General features: G+C 36.7%; 21 protein-coding genes and 2 tRNA genes. 20 read left to right on the top strand and 3 right to left on the bottom strand.

The window, feature by feature from the left end:
- Positions 1-348 precede the first annotated feature (348 nt).
- The 7 genes from Q1A47_RS14420 to uvrC all read left to right on the top strand — a co-directional run bounded on the left by Q1A47_RS14420 (position 349) and on the right by uvrC (position 8,083).
- A complete protein-coding gene (locus Q1A47_RS14420) occupies positions 349-2,046 on the top strand; it encodes a long-chain-fatty-acid--CoA ligase (RefSeq protein WP_026681389.1) in 1,698 nt (565 codons plus the stop codon).
- A 118-nt stretch (positions 2,047-2,164) separates the two neighbouring features.
- Positions 2,165-2,749, top strand: coding sequence for a TetR/AcrR family transcriptional regulator (locus tag Q1A47_RS14415; RefSeq protein ID WP_026681388.1), 585 nt, complete (start codon positions 2,165-2,167; stop codon positions 2,747-2,749).
- 44 nt (positions 2,750-2,793) lie between these two features.
- Positions 2,794-3,567 carry an enoyl-CoA hydratase gene (locus Q1A47_RS14410; RefSeq protein WP_026681387.1) on the top strand — a complete coding sequence of 258 codons (774 nt, stop codon included), beginning with the start codon at positions 2,794-2,796 and terminating at the stop codon, positions 3,565-3,567.
- A gap of 19 nt (positions 3,568-3,586) precedes the next feature.
- A complete protein-coding gene (locus tag Q1A47_RS14405; RefSeq protein WP_026681386.1) occupies positions 3,587-4,360 on the top strand; it encodes an electron transfer flavoprotein subunit beta/FixA family protein in 774 nt (257 codons plus the stop codon).
- 28 nt (positions 4,361-4,388) lie between these two features.
- Positions 4,389-5,378 carry an electron transfer flavoprotein subunit alpha/FixB family protein gene (locus tag Q1A47_RS14400; RefSeq protein ID WP_026681385.1) on the top strand — a complete coding sequence of 330 codons (990 nt, stop codon included), beginning with the start codon at positions 4,389-4,391 and terminating at the stop codon, positions 5,376-5,378.
- 484 nt (positions 5,379-5,862) lie between these two features.
- Positions 5,863-6,177, top strand: coding sequence for a thioredoxin (gene trxA / locus Q1A47_RS14395; RefSeq protein WP_026681384.1), 315 nt, complete (start codon positions 5,863-5,865; stop codon positions 6,175-6,177).
- Positions 6,178-6,268: 91 nt separating this feature from the next.
- Positions 6,269-8,083: an excinuclease ABC subunit UvrC gene (gene uvrC / locus Q1A47_RS14390; protein WP_026681383.1), complete on the top strand. Its 1,815-nt coding sequence runs from the start codon at positions 6,269-6,271 to the stop codon at positions 8,081-8,083.
- Between the two features lie 186 nt (positions 8,084-8,269).
- On the opposite strand, the gene Q1A47_RS14385 is transcribed toward uvrC, so the two are convergent.
- On the bottom strand, positions 8,270-8,710 hold the full coding sequence (locus Q1A47_RS14385; RefSeq protein ID WP_026681382.1) for a YslB family protein: 441 nt from the start codon (positions 8,708-8,710) through the stop codon (positions 8,270-8,272).
- A gap of 399 nt (positions 8,711-9,109) precedes the next feature.
- On the opposite strand from Q1A47_RS14385, the gene Q1A47_RS14380 reads away from it, so the two are divergent.
- From Q1A47_RS14380 to Q1A47_RS14365, 4 genes are all read left to right on the top strand, one after another.
- Entirely contained in the window at positions 9,110-9,724 is a 615-nt protein-coding gene (locus Q1A47_RS14380; RefSeq protein ID WP_026681381.1) for a succinate dehydrogenase cytochrome b558 subunit, read from the top strand.
- A gap of 28 nt (positions 9,725-9,752) precedes the next feature.
- Entirely contained in the window at positions 9,753-11,516 is a 1,764-nt protein-coding gene (gene sdhA, locus Q1A47_RS14375; protein ID WP_166530862.1) for a succinate dehydrogenase flavoprotein subunit, read from the top strand.
- A 2-nt stretch (positions 11,517-11,518) separates the two neighbouring features.
- Complete coding sequence (gene sdhB / locus Q1A47_RS14370; RefSeq protein WP_026681379.1) at positions 11,519-12,283, top strand: succinate dehydrogenase iron-sulfur subunit; 765 nt, start codon at positions 11,519-11,521, stop codon at positions 12,281-12,283.
- An 84-nt stretch (positions 12,284-12,367) separates the two neighbouring features.
- Entirely contained in the window at positions 12,368-12,802 is a 435-nt protein-coding gene (locus Q1A47_RS14365) for a thioesterase family protein (protein ID WP_026681378.1), read from the top strand.
- A 45-nt stretch (positions 12,803-12,847) separates the two neighbouring features.
- Here Q1A47_RS14365 and Q1A47_RS14360 read toward each other — a convergent pair whose 3' ends face one another.
- Positions 12,848-13,072 carry a response regulator transcription factor gene (locus Q1A47_RS14360; protein WP_010651078.1) on the bottom strand — a complete coding sequence of 75 codons (225 nt, stop codon included), beginning with the start codon at positions 13,070-13,072 and terminating at the stop codon, positions 12,848-12,850.
- Positions 13,073-13,375: 303 nt separating this feature from the next.
- Here Q1A47_RS14360 and Q1A47_RS14355 point away from each other — a divergent pair, with 303 nt between their 5' ends.
- From Q1A47_RS14355 to Q1A47_RS14315, 9 genes are all read left to right on the top strand, one after another.
- Positions 13,376-13,831: a MarR family winged helix-turn-helix transcriptional regulator gene (locus tag Q1A47_RS14355; protein WP_200862553.1), complete on the top strand. Its 456-nt coding sequence runs from the start codon at positions 13,376-13,378 to the stop codon at positions 13,829-13,831.
- 24 nt (positions 13,832-13,855) lie between these two features.
- Positions 13,856-14,680 (top strand): glutamate racemase, encoded by an 825-nt coding sequence (gene racE / locus Q1A47_RS14350; protein ID WP_026681376.1) that lies wholly within the window; start codon positions 13,856-13,858, stop codon positions 14,678-14,680.
- Between the two features lie 92 nt (positions 14,681-14,772).
- Positions 14,773-15,849 carry a GerMN domain-containing protein gene (locus Q1A47_RS14345; protein ID WP_166530863.1) on the top strand — a complete coding sequence of 359 codons (1,077 nt, stop codon included), beginning with the start codon at positions 14,773-14,775 and terminating at the stop codon, positions 15,847-15,849.
- 513 nt (positions 15,850-16,362) lie between these two features.
- Positions 16,363-17,130, top strand: a complete 768-nt coding sequence (rph, locus tag Q1A47_RS14340) for a ribonuclease PH (protein WP_026681374.1) — start codon at positions 16,363-16,365, stop codon at positions 17,128-17,130.
- Positions 17,127-17,735, top strand: coding sequence for an XTP/dITP diphosphatase (locus tag Q1A47_RS14335; protein ID WP_026681373.1), 609 nt, complete (start codon positions 17,127-17,129; stop codon positions 17,733-17,735). Before rph ends, Q1A47_RS14335 begins: the two co-directional genes overlap by 4 nt.
- Before the next feature lie 10 nt (positions 17,736-17,745).
- A complete protein-coding gene (locus Q1A47_RS14330; RefSeq protein WP_026681372.1) occupies positions 17,746-18,255 on the top strand; it encodes a metallophosphoesterase in 510 nt (169 codons plus the stop codon).
- A 164-nt stretch (positions 18,256-18,419) separates the two neighbouring features.
- A tRNA-Gly gene (locus tag Q1A47_RS14325) sits at positions 18,420-18,493 on the top strand.
- Positions 18,494-18,506: 13 nt separating this feature from the next.
- A tRNA-Arg gene (locus Q1A47_RS14320) sits at positions 18,507-18,580 on the top strand.
- A gap of 206 nt (positions 18,581-18,786) precedes the next feature.
- Complete coding sequence (locus Q1A47_RS14315; protein WP_166530864.1) at positions 18,787-19,602, top strand: helix-turn-helix domain-containing protein; 816 nt, start codon at positions 18,787-18,789, stop codon at positions 19,600-19,602.
- Positions 19,603-20,832: 1,230 nt separating this feature from the next.
- On the opposite strand, the gene Q1A47_RS14310 is transcribed toward Q1A47_RS14315, so the two are convergent.
- On the bottom strand, positions 20,833-21,111 hold a 279-nt coding region (locus Q1A47_RS14310), incomplete at its 5' end, for a hypothetical protein (RefSeq protein ID WP_299632395.1).

The raw sequence follows: 21,111 nt of genomic DNA, 5'->3' as shown, positions 1-21,111 counted from the left end.
TCTGGGATATGTTCTACAATATGGTTAACTGCATAGGCGATATCATTTTCTTGTAATTTCATTTCAAAATCTAAAGGCAAAACGACTTGATTCATGGTATAATGTTTAAACATAAGGGATACCTCCGGTTCTGTTTTGGTGTGGTTACTTTAACTTTACCAGAAGGTATCCCTTTTGCGTACATAAATCTCAAAAAAGTGGTACTCACCAAATTATTGGCGAGTACCACTTTTTATTCTACTGGGTTTTGTCCCAGCCCCTTTTTTGAAAAAAATTTATATAAAAATTTAAAAATTAGAAATTAATCGGTATAATAGGTATAAAATAAGGTAAAAGGAGGAGAAGAGCTTGGTATATGAAAAAAGCTGGCATCAGCATTACCCACCAGAAATAAAGACTAGAATTGCTTACGATGAAAAGCCATTATATGCTTTTTTAGAAAAAAGCGCTAAACAATTCCCTAAAAAGAAAGCGCTTCATTTTATGGGAAAAGAGATGACTTATAAGGAACTACACACGCAGGCAACTCAAATGGCAAATTACTTGCAGTCCCTTGGTATGAGAAAGGGTGATAGGATTGCCATTATGCTTCCAAACTGTCCGCAATCCGTTATAAGCTATTACGGTGCGCTAATGGCAGGCGGAATAGTAGTGCAAACCAATCCACTTTATAAAGAAAGAGAGTTACAGTATCAGCTTATCGATTCTGGAGCTACCTTCATCGTTTGCTTAGATATTTTATTACCTCGAGTCACCAATGTAAAAGGTAACACGGATATCAGACATACCATTGTAGCTTGCATCAAAGATTATTTACCTTTCCCTAAAAACCTCATTTATCCGTATATCCAAAAAAGACAATATAATATGGTGGTTAAGGTCGAGCAAAGTGAAGAAACGCATGTTTGGGAACATATTATGGATGTAGCTCTGAGCTCTTTTGAAGCTGTAGAAATTAATCCTATAGAAGATCTCGCTTTATTGCAATACACTGGTGGTACAACTGGCCACCCTAAAGGGGTTATGCTAACTCACTATAATTTAGTCTCTAATGTGGAAATGTGTGATGCTTGGATCTACAAAACAAAGCCAGGAGAAGAAATTGTATTAGGCGTCTTACCTTTTTTCCATGTATATGGAATGACGGCAGTAATGAATAACTCCATTTTAATTGGTGCAAAAATGATACTCCTTCCAAAGTTTGATGCTGGTGAAGTATTAAAAACGATTCATAAACAGAAACCAACTTTATTTCCCGGTGCACCAACGATATATGTAGGTTTATTAAATCACCCTAATTTATTAGATTACGATCTTTCTTCTATAGAAGCGTGTATTAGCGGTTCGGCGCCATTGCCCACTGAGATTCAGGAGCAATTTGAAAAAGTAACTGGAGGGAAACTTGTGGAAGGCTATGGTCTAACAGAATCCTCACCGGTTACTCATGCAAATTTTGTTTGGCATGAGCGTAGAAATGGAAGTATCGGAGTTCCATGGCCAGATACAGATGCTAAAATTTTGAACATGGAAACGATGGATGAAGCTGAAATAGGTGAAGTCGGTGAAATAGCCGTTAAAGGTCCACAAATTATGAAGGGATACTGGAATAATCAAGAGGAGACGGATCAAGTACTGAAAGATGGATGGTTATTTACTGGTGACTTAGGATATCAAACAGAAGATGGTTATTTTTACATTGTTGATCGCAAAAAGGATATGATTATTGCTGGTGGATATAATATTTATCCTCGAGAAGTAGAAGAGGTTTTATATGAGCATGAGGGGATACAAGAAGCTGTTGTAGCCGGTATTCCAGATCTATATCGTGGTGAAACCGTAAAGGCTTATGTAGTCTTAAAGGATGGTTATAAACTGACAGAAGCTGAATTAAACACATATTGTCGGAAGCATTTGGCAGCATATAAAGTACCAAAGAGATATGAATTCCGCGATGAACTACCGAAAACAGCAGTTGGTAAAATATTAAGAAGACAATTGGTAGAGGAAGAAGAGGTCGCTGAAAAAGAAGATATAAAAACAATTTGAGCGTTAGCTCTTTTTTTCCTGAAAACTGTACAAGCTATCTATTGACATCGTTTTAAAAAGAAGTTAAGATAATGAATGAATAATCATTCATTTTATGTGCAGTTGTAAGGAGAGAAACATGAATAAAAATAGACCAAAGTATAAACAAATTATAGAAGCAGCCGTTGAGGTTATTGCAGAAAACGGTTATCATGCATCACAGGTTTCGAAGATTGCCAAAAAAGCTGGTGTAGCTGATGGGACGATCTATTTATATTTTAAAAATAAGGAAGACATACTTATTTCAGTATTTGAAGAAAAAATGGGTCAATTTATTAATCAGATAACTGTATCCATTCAAGACAAACAAGATGCAAATAAAAAGTTATTGGAATTAATTCAAATGCATTTTACACAACTTGCAGAGAATCCACAGTTAGCAGTTGTAACACAGCTAGAACTTCGTCAATCAAATCCTGAATTACGATTAGAAATTAATAAGGTGTTAAAGCCATATTTAACAGTAATTGATTCCATTATTGAAGAGGGTATGAAGGAAGGTGTTTTCCGAAATAGTTTGAATATACCTCTTGTTCGTCAGATGATTTTTGGTACACTAGATGAAACGGTTACAAATTGGGTGATGAAAGAACGCAAGTATGACTTAGTAAAACAAGCATATGAAGTTCATGCTCTATTGACTGAAGGCCTTGCTAATTCGTAAGCAAAAGAGTGATGTGTACAATTTAAGATAGGGGAGATGGACTAATGAATACATTAGATTTTGAGGTAGTTAACCATATTGCTTACTTAACTATTAAAAGCCCTCCTGCAAACGCTTTATCTAGTACTCTATTGCGTGATCTTTCTACTAGATTAGATCAGATCGAAGAGGATATTAGCGTAAAAGCAATCATACTTAGAGGAGACGGTAAATTCTTTTCAGCAGGTGCTGATATTAAAGAATTTACTTCATTACAAGCAGCCTCTGATTATGAATTGTTAGCAAAAAAAGGGCAGGAATTATTTGATCGTATTGAGCATTTCTCTGTACCGGTCATTGCGGCAATACATGGAGCCGCTTTGGGGGGAGGACTTGAATTATCCATGGCCTGTCACATGCGAATTGTAACTGAAAATGCAAAATTAGGTCTACCTGAGTTAACATTGGGAATTATTCCTGGATTTGCTGGTACACAACGACTCCCACAATATGTTGGAACAGCAAAGGCGTATGAAATGATTTTAAGTGGTGAACCAATTAGTGGTAAGGAAGCATATTCCTTAGGATTGGCAAATAAAGTGGTAGATGAGGATATGTTAGAACAGGAAGTAAGACAATTAGCAGAAAAGGTAATTATTAAGAGTAAACCAACGATTAATCATGTTATGCAATTAATTCCTTTTGCCAAGACTGGAAACTTTGCTTCAGGTGTTGATGCAGAAGCAAAGGCTTTTGGACAGATATTTGGAACGGATGATGCAAAAGAAGGCGTACAGGCGTTTGTTGAAAAACGCAAACCAAACTTCCAGGATAAGTAGATTGAAGGAGGAAAATGAAATGAATATTTACGTATTATTAAAAAAGACGTTTGATACGGAAGAAAAAATTAATGTTTCTCACGGTCAAATCGAAGATGATGGAGCAGAATTTATCATTAATCCCTATGATGAATATGCGGTAGAAGAAGCAATTAATCAACGAGATGAACACGGTGGTGAAGTTACAGTAGTAACTATTGGGGATGAGGATTCCGAAAAGCAACTACGGACTGCTTTAGCAATGGGGGCAGATAAGGCGGTATTAATTAATACGGAGGATGATTTGGAGAGCGGGGATCAGTATACAACTGCTAAAATTTTGGAAGCGTTTTTTGAAGATAAAGAAGCAGATCTCATCTTAGCAGGAAATGTGGCTATTGATGAAGCAAGCGGGCAAGTTGGTCCCCGCCTTGCGGAAGCGTTGGGTATTCCTTATGTAACAACAATCACTAGTCTAAAAATTGATGGCGAGGTCGTAAACATTGAAAAAGATGTAGAGGGTGATGTGGAAATTATTGAGACGTCACTTCCTGTTTTAGTAACGTGTCAGCAAGGACTAAATGAACCACGTTACCCGTCACTACCAGGTATTATGAAAGCCAAGAAGAAGCCATTAGAAGAACTGGAAATTGATGATTTAGATTTAGACGAAGATGATGTAGAGCCGAAAACAAAAACTATTGATATCTTTTTACCACCTGAAAAAGAGGCTGGCCGAGTGCTTGAAGGTGAGCTTAACGAGCAAGTAGTAGAATTGGTTTCATTATTAAAGAATGAATCAAAAGTACTGTAATTTCTTATGACAGAGAGGAGAAAGTTACGTGAGTGAAAAAATAGTAGTAATTGGGGAAACAAAAGACGGTTCATTACGGAATGTATCTTATGAAGCTATTGCAGCTGCAAAAAAGGTAGATGCTGAAGCAGAATTAGTCGGCGTTATTTGTGGGTCTGGTGAGTTAGAGGAACTAGGAAAAGAGATGATTTATTATGGTGCTGATCGTGTCGTAACGATCTCTCATGATAGCTTAACAGCCTATACATCTGAAGGATTTGGGCAAGCGGTTTTAGCTGTTATTCATGAAGAGTCGCCAAAAAGTATTGTAATGGGACACACATCCATCGGTAAGGATTTAACCCCGAAAATTGCCAGTAAATTAGAAACAGGATTAATTTCTGATGCGGTAGATATTGAGGTTGAAGGGGATAAAATTCAGTTCGTTCGACCAATATATTCAGGTAAGGCATTTGAGAAGAAAATAATTACGGATGGTATCACGTTCTTTACGATTCGTCCAAACAATATACCTGCATTAAATCGGGATGAAGCACGTTCGGGAGAAATCACGCCAAAGAATTTAGACATTACAGATATTCGCACGGTTATTAAAGATGTGGTAAGAAAAGCATCAGAAGGTGTTGATTTATCAGAAGCTAATGTAATCGTTGCAGGTGGACGTGGTGTTAAGAGTGAGGATGGATTTAAACCACTTTATGAATTGGCAGAAGTATTAGGTGGAGCGGTAGGAGCTTCACGCGGGGCTTGTGATGCAGAGTATTGTGATTATTCATTGCAAATAGGGCAGACTGGTAAAGTTGTAACACCAGATCTATACATTGCTGTAGGTATATCAGGGGCTATTCAACATCTAGCGGGGATGTCGAATTCTAAAGTAATCGTTGCTATTAATAAGGACCCTGAAGCAAATATCTTCAATGTAGCTGACTACGGCATTGTTGGAGATTTATTTGAAGTAATACCATTATTAATTGAAGAAGTGAAAAAGCTACAAGAAGGAATAACGAATAGCTAATTTTAATGAAACCTATGGTAATAGTTATATTTTAAGCTGTCGAGTAGTCATTCTCGGCAGTTATTTTTATAATGCGAAAAGACAGGTTAACCGATCTTATTTAGACACTGCTCGTGTTTTTATTGCTTGATGAGTTGTGAGAATAATAATGAAAAAAACATACGGATCATTGGCTTCGTTATGTTTTGCTATTTCAGGTTGCAAGAAGATGTACATATCATTCGCTGCTTGTCCGAGTAATCAAACTAGCTATAAGTTATGAGTATGGTTAGGACGCTTCCCGCGGGCAAGAAAAAACGAAGTTAGGTCATGTAGCTTCTCAACTAATATCAGCAGTTTAAGGCAGTGAGGTGAATGCTTTAAATAACAGCAATAAAAGAAATTTTTATAACTCATATACGCATAAGCAAATTATTAGTAAGGTTATACTAACGATGATATACTCAACGTAAGAATTAAGCTTCATATTAGGAGGAGTAATATAATGGCGATTATAAATGTAACTGATCAAAACTTTTCTAAAGAAACTGCTGAGGGTTTAGTACTAGTAGATTTTTGGGCGCCTTGGTGTGGCCCTTGTAAAATGATTGCACCAGTACTTGAAGAAATTGATGGAGAAATGGAAGACAAAGTACAAATTGTTAAATTAGATGTAGATGAAAACCAAGAAACTGCTGGTAAATATGGTGTAATGAGCATACCAACTTTATTACTATTTAAAGATGGAAATGTTGTTGACCAAGTTATCGGTTTTCAACCAAAAGAAGCTCTAGTAGATTTAATTAACAAACACGCCTAAACATTGTATACTAATAAATAGAATGTATGAAATTGATAAATCCCTTGTTGCAGATGTAACAAGGGATTTTCTAAAGGGATTGGATGAACTTATGAATCAGTTAATTAAAGAAAAGCTTGCAGTGCTCCCAGCTAAACCAGGGTGCTACATTATGAAGGATAAGCATGAAACGGTGATATATGTCGGCAAATCGAAGCTTTTAAAAAATAGGGTTCGCTCCTACTTTACTGGAGCAAATGATCGTAAGACGCAGCGGTTGGTTCAAGAGATTGAAAGCTTTGAATATATTGTAACATCATCGGAAATCGAAGCACTCATTTTAGAAATGAATTTAATAAAAAAATACGATCCGAAATACAATGTCATGCTAAAGGATGATAAATCGTACCCATATCTAAAGATAACTTCTGAACGGCATCCACGCTTGCTCATAACAAGAAAAGTTAAAAAAGATAAAGGGAAATATTTTGGACCTTACCCAAATGTCATCGCTGCTAGAGAAACCAAAAAATTACTTGATCGACTTTATCCGCTTAGAAAGTGTAATAATCCACCGGGGCGCCCATGTCTTTATTATCATATGGATCAATGTTTTGCATGTAGTGAAACACCACCGACGAAAGAGGCATATGATGAGATTGTTCAGAATGTATCCTCCTTTTTACACGGCGGTTATACATCCATTAAACGTGATTTATCACAGAAAATGTATGAGGCAAGTGAACAGTTAAATTTTGAGAGAGCTAAGGAATTGAGGGACCAAATACAACATATTGAATCTGTCATGGAGCAACAGAAGATGACCATGAATGACCAGACTGATCGGGATATATTTGGTTATAGCTTTGATAAAGGGTGGATGTGTATTCAAGTATTCTTTATTAGGCAGGGGAAATTAATAGAACGTGATGTTGCCGTATTTCCTTTCTTTGACGAGGCAGAGGAAACATTTATTAGCTATATTGGTAGGTTCTATCTACATCAGAATCATCCGAAGCCAAAACAAGTTCTTGTACCATTGGGCACAAATGTAGACTTACTGAAGGATCTTTTGGATATTGATGTTCATACACCCTATCGGGGGCGAAAAAAAGAGTTAGTTGAACTCGCTACTGAGAATGCAAAAATTTCGTTGAAGGAAAAATTTTCGATCATCGAAAGGGATGAAGAACGGACAATTGTTGCAGTAGAGCATTTAGGCGAACGACTAAATATTGAAACACCCCATCGAATAGAAGCATTCGATAATTCCAATATACAAGGTACAGATCCAGTATCTGCCATGGTTGTTTTCATTGATGGAAAACCAAATAAGAAAGAATATAGAAAATATAAGATTCGAGATGTTGAGGGGCCAGATGACTATGAAACGATGCGAGAGGTTATCCGTCGAAGATATACGAGGGTCTTGAAAGAAAACCTACCATTACCAGACCTGATCATCGTTGATGGAGGGAAAGGTCAAATGAGCGCGGCACTAGACGTTCTCGAAAATGAACTTGGACTTGATATTCCTTTATGCGGTTTAGCAAAGGATGATAAGCATAAAACCAGTGAATTATTATACGGTGTACCACCAGTTGTCGTACCATTGGATAGGAAATCACAGGAATTTTATCTTGTTCAGAGAGTACAGGAAGAAGTACATCGTTTTGCTATCTCTTTTCATAGACAGTTACGTGGGAAAAATGTGTTTCAGTCAGAATTAGATAAAATCCCAGGTATTGGTGAAAAAAGGAGAAAGCTGCTCTTAACGCATTTTAAATCGATTACTGAAATTAAAAAGGCAGAGATAAAGGAATTTACTAAGCTAGGCATACCAAAGAATACAGCAAATGAAATCATTACTTATTTAAATAGCCCAGAAAATGAAGAAGAATTGTCCCAAAATCGTCCTAAAACATAATTTGCGTCTGGAGCAAGCATATATCTTAGCTAAAGCAAAAGCCGAACTAGAATTTTAAATCTGTTCGGCCCTTTGCTGCTACTATTTGCCATGTTGACAAACGCTATATTCCGAAGTATAAACATTCGTTATTTACAAACATAGAAAGACCTCTCAAAAAATAGACTCTTGAGACAACCTCTTTTACTATCTGCTTAGCACAGCTGTAAATTCTACCTGGTGAATGCGTGAATGAACGGATTCGACACATTCACAATCACAGTTTTCTGTCATTTGCAATGCTTCGGCTAAAAAGCCAGCCTCTAATCGAAAGTCAGCTTCAAATGGTGCCTTTAATCGTTGAACAATTGAATCCGACATTAACTGAAACACCATTTCTTTCTTTTTGTTTTTAACTAGTTCCAATTGTCCCCAACCTAAATTTTCAAAAATAATGAAAATATCTCCCATTGTACTTAATTCAAACTTCCGTGCTAGTTTTCTTCCCATGAAATATAAGAGAGTATGAGATTCTCTTCCTAATAATTCTGGTAAACCTACGTAGCGTAGAATATCATAACCGGCACCTGCCGTATGTAATTCTTCCATCTGGGAAACGGTAATCGTTGTGTCAGTTTTGTTTGTCATGAATGTCATCCTCTCTAAATCATAGCTTAAAAGACTAACGAATTATGTACTTCATAGCTACTACTATTATTATCTATATATTGTACCGATTTCGCAAGTATACAAAGGAAATTGATTCAGTTTTTAGTTCATATTATGGATATACATAATTCTTCATTTTTAGGTACCGTTTTCTTGACGCTTTATGGAGATAGAAGTACAATAAACATGTCACAAATTGTACATTATCAACCTCATCAATTTTTATTATTTTACACGCTGTGAAACAGTAAAGAAAAGTATATCTAAACATAGACTTTTCACCATCAGTCTTGGCAATGCGCCAAGCTTTTCTAATTAGGTTGATGTGATGTGATAAAAATGAAACTAACATTGATTAAACTAAAGGGGGGTAACACATTGGCAGAGCATCGTGAATTTCTAACTAGAAGATTACACTCGTTACTAGGCGTAATTCCAATTGGAATATTTTTGGTTCAGCACTTAGTGGTGAATCATTTTGCTGTGTATGGTGAAGAAAACTTTAACAAGGCAGCAGACTTTATGCACGGTTTACCATTTCGACTCTTATTGGAATTCGTAGTCATTTACCTGCCTATCTTGTTTCATGCTATTCTAGGGGTTTATATTGTATTTGTAGCACGAAGCAATACGAAAAACTATGGTTTTTTCCGAAATTGGATGTTCGTCTTACAACGTGTAACAGGAATTATTACCTTTGTCTACATTGTATGGCACGTTTGGGAAACAAGAATTCAGATTGGTTCTCAGGGAGCAGATTATAGCTTAATGGAAGGAATACTTTCTAGCCCATTCATGTTCTGGTTCTACATTATTGGATTAATAGCAACTGTTTTCCATTTCGCAAACGGACTTTGGAGCTTCTTCGTGACATGGGGTATTACGCAATCACCGAAGTCCCAAAAAATTGCTACATATGCAACGGTCGTAGTGTTTTTAGCATTGAGCTATGTTGGTGTAAGAACGTTAATTACATTTGCATACGGAGTTTAACTAAAGAACAAGGGAGTGAGCATCTATTATGAGTAATCGAAAAATAGCCATCGTCGGTGGAGGGTTGGCTGGATTAATGGCAACTATAAAAGCGGCCGAAGCAGGAGTCAATGTTGATTTATTCTCCATTGTACCTGTAAAGCGCTCTCACTCTGTATGTGCCCAAGGCGGTATTAATGGTGCAGTAAATACGAAGGGAGAAGGGGATTCTCCTTATATCCATTTTGATGATACTGTATATGGTGGTGACTTTCTTGCGAACCAACCACCTGTTAAAGCGATGTGTGATGCAGCGCCAAGCATTATCCATATGCTAGATAGAATGGGTGTTATGTTTAACCGGACGGCAGAAGGATTGCTAGATTTCCGACGTTTTGGTGGAACACAGCACCATCGTACAGCATATGCAGGGGCAACTACAGGACAGCAATTATTGTATGCGCTAGATGAGCAGGTTCGTCGCTATGAAGTAGAAGGACTTGTAACGAAATATGAAAATTGGGAGTTCGTTCATGCCGTCATTGATGAAGAAGGTGTTGGAAGAGGGATTGTAGCGCAAGACATTAAGTCACATGAAATTAAGGCCTTCCCATCTGATGCGACGATATTCGCAACTGGAGGTCCTGGAATTATCTTTGGTAAGTCCACGAACTCCGTTATTAACACAGGTTCAGCTGCTAGTATTTTGTATCAACAAGGAGCAAAATATGCAAATGGTGAATTTATTCAAATTCACCCAACAGCCATTCCTGGAGATGACAAATTACGTTTAATGAGTGAATCTGCTCGTGGTGAGGGTGGACGAGTTTGGACGTATAAAGACGGTGAGCCTTGGTATTTTCTTGAGGAGAAATATCCAGCTTACGGAAACCTCGTACCACGTGATATTGCGACCCGAGAAATTTTTGATGTTTGTGTAAATCAAAAACTAGGAATTAACGGGGAAAATATGGTTTATTTGGATTTATCCCATAAGGATCCGAAAGAACTTGATATTAAGCTTGGCGGTATTATTGAGATATATGAGAAATTTGTCGGTGAAGACCCTCGTAAAGTTCCAATGAAGATATTCCCAGCAGTTCATTATTCAATGGGTGGTCTATGGGTAGATTATGACCAAATGACAAACATTCCAGGAATATTTGCAGCTGGAGAATGTGATTATTCACAACACGGCGGTAACCGTTTAGGGGCTAACTCCTTACTATCTGCCATTTTTGGTGGTTCAGTTGCTGGTCCGAATGCAATTAAATACGTTGAAGGGTTAGATAAACATGTTGATGATTTATCGCCTGAACTATTTGAGTCTAATGTCAAAGCGGCAACAGAAGACTTTGAAAAGCTAATGAAGATGGATGGGGAAGAAAATGCCTATCAAATTCACAAAGAGCTTGGTGAATGGATGACAGATAATGTTACCGTTGTTCGTGACAATGAGAAGTTATTAAAAACAGATGAGAAAATTCAAGAACTGCTTAAGCGGTGGGAAAATATAAATATTAATGATACATCGCGTTGGAGCAACCAAGGCGTTATGTTTACTCGTCAGTTGAAAAATATGCTTCATTTAGCACGAGTTATTACACAAGGAGCATATAACCGTAACGAAAGTCGTGGAGCCCACTATAAACCAGAATTCCCTGATCGAAATGATGAGGAATGGTTAAAAACGACAATTGCTCAATTTGATAAAGAAACTGAGTCACCTCAGATTACGTATGAAGAAGTCGATGTGTCATTAATTAAACCACGTAAACGTGATTACACAAAGAAAAGCGAAGGGAGTAAGTAAGAATGGCTGAACAAAAGACAGTTACTTTTATCATAACTCGACAAGCCGGCCCTGATTCTGCTCCTTATAAGGAAACATTTAACATTCCTTACAAAAAAAATATGAACGTTATTTCTGGATTAATGGAAATTCGTCAAAATCCAGTTACTGCTGATGGGAAGAAAACATCACCAGTACAATGGGATATGAACTGTTTAGAAGAAGTATGTGGTGCTTGTTCTATGGTGATTAATGGAACAGCTAGACAGTCATGTGCCGCACTAGTAGATCAATTGGAGCAGCCTATCCGTTTGGAACCGATGTCTACGTTTCCGGTAGTTCGTGATCTAATCGTTGACCGTGAACGTATGTTTGATGCATTAAAACAAGTAAAAGCTTGGATTCCAATTGACGGAACACATGATTTGGGACCAGGACCAAGGATGCCTGAGAAGAAGCGGCAATGGGCTTATGAATTATCTAAATGTATGAGTTGTGGTGTTTGTTTAGAAGCCTGTCCGAATGTAAACGATAAATCTAACTTCATTGGTCCAGCAGCATTGTCTCAAGCTCGCTTGTTTAATGCTCATCCAACTGGAGAAATGAATGCAAGTGAACGATTAAACGGTTTAATGGAAGATGGCGGAATTGACGGTTGCGGGAACTCACAAAACTGTGTGCAAGTATGTCCGAAGGGTATTCCGCTTACAACATCAATTGCAGCAATGAACCGTGCGACAAATATTCAAGCATTTAAAAACTTCTTTGGAAGTGACAATGCACATTAATGATGAATGTTAAATAAAATGGCCCCTGCCAAGATTGGCTGGGGTCATTTTTACAAGTTTAACAAATGGAAAGGGGTAAGGGAGATGCGAATTGCTTACATAGAAGACATGGATCATTGGCGTTCTACGTTTTCTTTCTCAATACCGATTAAGGTTCGTTTTTCGGAGACGGATTTATTTGGGCATGTGAATAATACATCACCATTTATCTATTTTGAAGAAGCAAGAATTGAATTCTTAAAATCAAAGGGAATGTTTATTAAAGAATCAGAAGCCATTCCTGTTGTTTCTGATTTACAATGCGATTATTTACAACAAATGTATTTTGATGAATCCTTTGACGTCTATGTTAAAGCAAACCATGTCGGGAATACCTCATTAGATCTGCATTATATGGTTCTTAATGAGAAAGGAGAAATAGCCTTAACGGGACGGGGAAGATTAGTATATATTAATCCAAAAACGGGGGAAACTGTTTCTTTACCAGAGGAAATGAAGGAATTGCTTGTGAAAAATTAAATGCTCAAACCTAAATCGGCTTTCCAATAAGGAAAGCCGATTTGATTAGAGCTTCAATTCCCCCATGCGAAGGAGCTCTACTACAGCCTGTGAACGCCCCTTAACTCCTAGCTTTTGCATAGCATTTGAAATGTGGTTGCGGACAGTTTTTTCTGATATGAATAATTCCTGGGCAATTTCTTTTGTTGTTTTATCTTGTACTAACAGCTCGAAAACCTCTTTTTCACGTTTTGTTAATAATTGCTTCGGTTTATACTCGTTGTCCTTCAAATGTTAACCCCTCCTTGCTGTCAATAGAGCTGCAGATTGAAGGGAAATTATTTAGTCACTATAGCTTATGTTGGATCAAGGAAACGGTGCGTACATTTGTCGTGGTAGTAATTGATTTATTTAAAAGAAATTTTAATATAGGAATCAGAATGTCTTATAATAAAATAACGATCAATATACACGTGATTTGAATAGGATGAATGTAGCACTATTTCCTATTTGGTTGTAAATGAATATCACTTTACGGGACTGCAGTACGTTATGTAAAATAGTCATATACGGGAAGTAATTCTAGGAGGTTACATGTTGAAATCAAACGCAACAACAGATACAATAAATAAGATTGAAAAAAGAATGCGCTACATTTCAGGAATCATAAAACAAAAGGGACGACAAATATTAAATAATTATCCAATTACTTCTCCGCAGTTCATTGCATTGCAATGGCTATTGGAGGAAGGGGATTTAACGATCGGAGAACTATCCAATCGGATTAGTCTAGCTTTTAGCACGACAACTGATTTAGTAGATAGAATGGAAAATAATAACCTTGTTGAAAGAGTACGAGATGCTAAAGACAGAAGAGTAGTACGTATTCACGTTCTTGAAAAAGGAAAAACAATTATCCATGAGGTGATTGAAAAGAGACAGCAGTATCTTGGCAACGTACTTGAAAATTTTTCAGAAGAACAAGTGGAAGACTTACATGAATTACTTTCATACTTGCATGAGCAAATGATAAGTATAGATGATAAATAAAACTTCAAAGAAGAGGCGATATGGTTGAAGCAGGCAATTGGGGTCATTGACTCTGGGGTAGGGGGATTAACCGTAGCACATGAACTAATGAGGCAGCTACCGAAAGAAAAGCTGATTTATTTAGGTGATACTGCTAGATGTCCCTATGGACCAAGATCAAAAGAAGAAGTAAAGCAATTCACGTGGGAAATGGTCGATTTTCTACTGGAAAAAAATATAAAAATGCTTGTTGTCGCATGTAACACGGCCACTGCATTTACATTAAAATCATTAAAAGAGGAACTAGATATCCCGGTAATTGGTGTTATTCAACCTGGAGCAAGAGCAGCAATTAAATTTACAAGAAATAATCATATTGGTGTTATTGGAACAGAAGGTACTGTTAGAAGTCATGCTTATACGAATGCACTTAGAAATATTAAAAGCGAGTTAGAGGTTAATGCGCTAGCATGCCCCATGTTCGTACCTATGGTTGAACAAGGGATACTTGAAGGAAGTCAGGCAATAGAAGTTGTTGAAGATACGTTAGCTCCATTATTACAATACAGTAATATGGATACGTTGATCTTAGGATGTACGCACTATCCGTTAATTAAAGATACTATCCAATCTGTTATTGGACAACATATAACAATTATCTCATCAAGTGAGGAGACGGCAAGGGAAACGAGTACGATATTGGATGTACATCAACTGTTTAATAAAGATGATATTTATCCGGTTCACCAATTTTATACCACTGGTGACTTAGAAATTTTTATTGAAATATCCAAAAGTATCTTTAAAGAGCCTTACTTACAAATGGTAACGATTGAAAAAGCATATCTCCATCAATTACAGGATTCTTAAAGCTAAGAATCCTGTTTTTTTATTTTTGCTTGGTCTATTTTCGCAGTGGGCTCGTATATATAATAGTACAAACCATCGTAGGAGGGAAAGATATGCAGAAGCGCGGAATTTTTTTGATTGCGGGTACAGTAACAATGTCCATTATATTAACCGGGTGTTTTCAAGGTGAGCAGTCCTTGGAGGAGGAAATGATCGATCCTCCACAAAATGCAGAGCCCGTTGATAATCTGGAAGATTCAGATGCAAAAGCTAATGAACAGAGTGAGGATGAAGACAACGTCTCAGAGACAATAGCACGTGATCTGTATTTAATTGATGCAAATGGAATGGTAGCGTCTCAAACATTGGAATTACCAACTCCTGAATCGAATAAAGTAGCTACACAGGTTTTAGAATATTTAGTAAAGGGTGGACCGATTTCCCAGTTACTTCCTAACGGATTTCAAGCAGTTCTACCAGAAGGAACTGAAGTTCTAGGCATTAATTTGCAGGAAGATGGCACAATGGTAGTTAACTTTTCGAAAGAATTTGCAAACTATGAAGCGAAGGATGAAACAAAAGTTCTAGAAGCCGTAACATATACCTTAACGCAATTTGAGAATGTAGAGGAAGTTCAATTACAAATGGATGGAATGGCATTAAAAGAGATGCCAGTTAATGGAACACCAATTGGTGAAGGGTATTCCAGGGAAAATGGAATTAATGTAAGTGATACTGGGGTTTCTGACTTCATGCAAAGTAAAACGGTCACAATGTACTATCCAACGGAGCATGATGAAAATCGATACTACATTCCTGTGACACAGTATGTAGAACCATCTGAGGAAGTAGATGAGTTCAGTGCTATCGTTAAGAACTTACTGAAGGGTCCAGGAATTCAATCAAATGTAAAGCAAGTCTTTAATGATTCAGCTGCATTGACGAGTAAACCTTCATTAAAAGATGGAGTTTTACAACTACATTTTAATGAATCTATACTTAAAGAACAGGATAAATCCGTAATCGCTGATGAGGTAATGGAAACGCTAGTTCGAACGTTGACAAATGTACAGGGGGTGGAAGCTGTTCAGGTTAACGTGGAAAGTGTAGAGGAACTAGTCAATGAAAATGGTGAGGCTTATACGGAACCAGTAACGAAACAGCAGTTTATACCGACAGAGAAGTTATAGCTAAAAGAGGCTTTGATAAGCCTCTTTTTTATAGTCTAGGAAATCCGTGTGGATAAATAGGCGCGTGTTGAGCCGCGTCCAGCTCCAGTTGCCCAGAAACTAGGCGACCTCACGAATCGCCCTGCGATAAGTCATCGTCGGACCGTGATTCCTTTATCTCTATTGACTCGCTCCAGTCGCTACGTTTCTTTTTAGTGCATGTAAAACCACAGGCTATGTGAAAACAAGGAATGTAATAAAAAATCTCCAAACGTTATAAAGAAACTGGCCACCAAACCAATTTCGAATAACGAGAGGAGATCTACTTATGTCGAGTGACAATAGTTTATCATATACCAGGTGAGATTGTAAGTAGCTTATTGTCCGTATTTCTAATATACACATCTTACTGCTATTAGATTGGATATGAGAATCCCAAGTGACACTTGTTTCCTTCTGTAATTTATGTGTATTTCAATAGTGCTTTTAACAAAAAATATGTTAAGCTAATGGTTGAACTAAGGAGGAGTTATGATGAGAACTGATCAACGTAATCGTAACAGCTTACGTCCTGTTACAATCACACCGAATTTTCTACAGCATCCAGAGGGTTCCGTGTTAATTCAAGTAGGGAATACTAAAGTAATATGTAATGCAAGTATAGAAGACAGAGTTCCTCCGTTTATGCGCGGTCAAGGTAAGGGATGGATAACTGCTGAATATGCAATGTTACCAAGAGCAACCGAACAGAGGAATATAAGAGAATCTTCAAAAGGAAAAGTTAGTGGTAGAACAATGGAAATACAACGCTTAATTGGTAGAGCTTTACGCTCTGTTGTTGATTTAGACAGCATTGGAGAACGGACTGTATGGGTGGACTGTGATGTCATTCAGGCGGATGGTGGAACAAGAACTGCTTCCATTACTGGTGCATTTGTGGCTGTAGTGTTAGCCTTCGAAAGTTTACTTCGTCGGAAAGTCTTATCCAAAATGCCAATTACTGATTTTCTTGCCGCAATATCTGTGGGGGTATTGCCAGATGGCATGGAGATATTAGATTTAAACTATGAGGAAGATTCCAAAGCTCATGTCGATATGAATATAGTTATGACAGGTACCGGTGAATTTGTAGAAATTCAAGGGACAGGAGAAGAAGCGACATTTAGTATGAAACAGTTAAATGAACTGCTGCAATTAGCTGAACAGGGAATACAGACAATTATTATGAAGCAGCGTGAAGTACTTGGAGATATCACCAATAGAATTGGAGAAAGTGTTACAGCAAAAGGAGAAAGCAAATGAAGCAAATCATCATTGCTACGAAAAATAAAGGGAAGGCTAATGAGTTTAAGGAGTTTTTTAAGCCCTATAACTTAAAGGCACTTTCTTTAAATGACTTAGAAGACCTTCCAGATGTAGAAGAAACAGGTGAAACATTTAAAGAAAATGCTGCCTTAAAAGCAGAAGAAATAGCTTCCATATTATCATTACCTGTACTTGCAGATGATTCTGGTTTAGTGATTGATGCATTAGATGGTAGACCCGGTGTTTATTCTGCAAGGTATGCCGGGGAACATAAAGATGATCAATTAAATATGGAAAAAGTGCTATCGGAATTACGTGGTATTCCTGAAGCTAAACGTACTGCTAGATTCGTTTGCGTTCTTGCTATTGCATCTCCAGGGTCTAAAACACGTTTTTATACAGGGTATTGTGAGGGGAGAATTGCCGATAACCAATATGGTGAAAATGGTTTTGGTTATGATCCAATTTTTATACCTAAAGGTTATCAGCAAACAATGGCACAGTTATCATCGGATAAAAAAAATCAAATTAGTCATCGTAGAAATGCAATTGTTCAGCTAGAAGATACAGTGACACAACACGGATTACTAATTAAGGAATAAGGTGGATTCGATGACAAAAGTACTTATATTAAGCGATAGTCATGGATTAACGGAAGAATTAGATAAGATTAAACAACGTCACAATGTGGATTATCGATTTCATTGTGGAGATTCTGAATTGGATTTGGATGAGAACGAAATGGATGGATTTTATACAGTTATTGGAAACTGCGATCATGACATACGTTATCCAGAAGAACAGACACTTACTATAGGCGGTTTAACCTTTTTAATAGTTCATGGTCATTTACATCAAGTTAAAACGAATCTCATGCATATATCATACCGTGCAGAGGAATTAGGAGCACAAATTATATGCTTTGGCCACACACATATCGCAGGGGCAGAACAACGTGGAGATCAATTATTAATTAACCCAGGTAGTATACGATTGCCCCGGGTTCGCAAAGAGAAAACATACGCTATAATGGAATGGGAAAAGAAAGAAAATATCTTATTACGTTACTATACAACTGAAGGTGAATTAGTTCATAATCTGCAGTATGAGTTTACATTATAAAACAAAATACGCATCCATCCTGGACATTGCTCCAAGGATGGATGAAATTAAAATTATTTATTAGAAACTATTGACAAAAGCTGTATAAGTTTATATAATGATTCTTGTCCGTTAAAAACGGAGTAACTATTAATCAATTGTTTTTTCATACATAGTAATGATATGCGGGTGTAGTTTAATGGTAAAACCTCAGCCTTCCAAGCTGATGACGAGGGTTCGATTCCCTTCACCCGCTCCATACATATTTTTATGTCCCAGTAGCTCAGCTGGATAGAGCAACAGCCTTCTAAGCTGTGGGTCGGGAGTTCGAATCTCTCCTGGGACGTCTAATAGCGGAGGTGAAACTCCGTCAGATAAGCCTTCTAATCCGTTGGTTGAATCGCTCAACTAACGATTAGGTGGCTTATTTTTTTGGGCTCTAAAATATATGTTGGGGTACTGAGAAAATTCAGCTAAATAAAAACACGCAAACTCCGAATTTTGTTAGACTTGTTTTACCCACAAAACAAAAACAAAAGGAGTTGCGTGTAAGTGAATTTTAACATGTCTTTACCAGGTTTAGAAGCCTTTCGTATTAAAAAAACAGTTGAAAATGGTGGAGTTTTTCAGCTCCATGTGGAACTGGATGCTAAGCCCCATCGTTGTCCAGTATGTAATGTGCTTACAAAAAAGGTGCATGATTACCGTACGCAAAAGATCCAGCATTCAAAACTGTTTGTAAGAGAAACACTTATTTTTTACCGTACGCGTCGCTATAAATGTGAACAACCGAATTGTGAAAAACGTTTTTATGAGAATAACTCATTAGTAGAACGCTATCAACGGCAGTCTAAAGAACTAAAGCAAGCTATTGCATTGGAGCTAATTCATGGAAAAAACTTTAAATCTGTTGCCTCTCGATTTAACATTTCCTCAACTACTGTAATGCGTAGGTTTGATGAAGTGGGATCTAGTTTTTTGAAGGAAACAAAAGAGTTGCCTTCTGTAATCGCCATTGATGAATATAAGGGAGATTCAGACGGAGAAAAATACCAAACTATTATTGCCGATCCGGTGGATCGGAAACCCCTGGAGATATTGCCGGATAGGAAAAAGGAAACGGTAGAGACTTATTTGAAAGAACATGGGCAAAGAGTAGAAGTGGTGGTTATGGATATGAGCCCTGCTACATTAATTAGATCTCTTATGAATGAATTTGTTATCCCTATAGAAAATGTGGTTCCACATAATCATTGGAGTGGAAAAAACTGTCCTAAAAATCTTTTATATCAATTTGGACGATTTCAAGATCAATTTATGGATTCCACCCCTCCTGACATCAAATCTATATATACCAACAGGAAATGACTTATTTGCTCCTTTTGTATTTGCTGGTACCGTTACTGCATATAAACCTGTCGGTGTTTCCTATATTAAAAAATTCGTGTATATTTAAATTAACTTTCTACTATGAGAGGGGATGACTTGTTATCAGAAAGAACAAAGCATATTTATATTTGATATTACTTATTGCAGTAATATCAATATTTGTACCTAGTGTTGTCGAAAACATTATGGAGTATGGAAAAGATAGTTTTCCCCTGACTACAAATTATTATATAAAATATATTATTTACGTAATCAGTGTTCACTTAAGTTTATTTTACTTAGTAGCTGTACTATTAGTACTCATAATAAAAAATAAATAATAGAACACACTTGTGTTACTTGCAAAGGGGATGTAATCTACTACATTCCTCTTTGTATTTTTTTAGAATGAAATTACAAATATGTATATTGTTGCTATGAATATACGGTTGAGTTAATTGTATTTGAAAAGTAAAAAGCTCCTTCAGCAAAAAAGAGCTTTAAATAATTTAGGTATCTTAATAAATATTATCTTCTAAAGTATCTTAATACCCCTGCTATTGATAACGAGAGAATAGCAATTAAACCAACGACCGAAATGAGCATAAATAAATAAAAATGCAAGATAACACTCCTTTTATTCTCCTGTATCAATATTATAATTGGTTTAATCAGAATTTACAAATTAGGTTTAATTATGAAATAATTAACCGTCACGCGCCACTTTCTTCTGTACTGGTCCAGCTGAAAGGATATTTTTTTACTTAAATGTCTTACTTTTTTATGGTAGAAACAATAAGCCAATATACTCTTTTTCGCGTATTTCTAGAACACGTATATAACGCTCCGTAACGTTGTTATTGCTATCTATTTAAAAGATATTGATTTTTTGCTTATTTTCCTCAGAACGATTAAGTAACCCTTTCATAACAAGACCACCCTTAAGAACATTTGTTATTATTATATACGTACTTTAGTTCTGTTTAATGATTAAAAAAGAACCCACTTCTTATGGGTTAAATTAACACCTAAAAGTTAATCCGTTAACTTATCAACTAATTTCATAATTCCATTGGTGGAAATGAATAGAAAGCAAGAATTAGTTGATTTTTTATCTGATAGCTTACCTGTTCTTTCTGACTATATAAATCGTCTTGCTAATACCAAGAGGTGTAGAAAATTTGGAAATAGATCATATCAAAAAAATAGTTCCTAAGTTATTGCAGTTAATTAGCCACATAAAAGAAGGGTATTTATAGAACAAGAGATGATTTTAGCTACAGAAAAAAGTTTACATACAGAAATTACGTACATTTCCATGATGTCCTTAGTAGATTCCCTTAGCTCCTGCGGTGTGAATTCCATTAATCCAAATTGACTACGGCTGAGCCACTTATAGACTATTTTACCAACTCTTTTTATATCGTATAATGGGGCTGGGACAAAACCCAGTAACTGAAAAAAGTGGTACGCCAATTTAGGGCGTATCACTTTTTTTACTTTTTTCAA

Source organism: uncultured Virgibacillus sp. (genome assembly GCF_947495635.1).
Classification (GTDB): Bacteria; Bacillota; Bacilli; order Bacillales; family Amphibacillaceae; genus Virgibacillus; species Virgibacillus salarius.
Note: the sequence above shows the minus strand (reverse complement) of the source record. Positions and strands in the feature narration are given on the sequence as shown.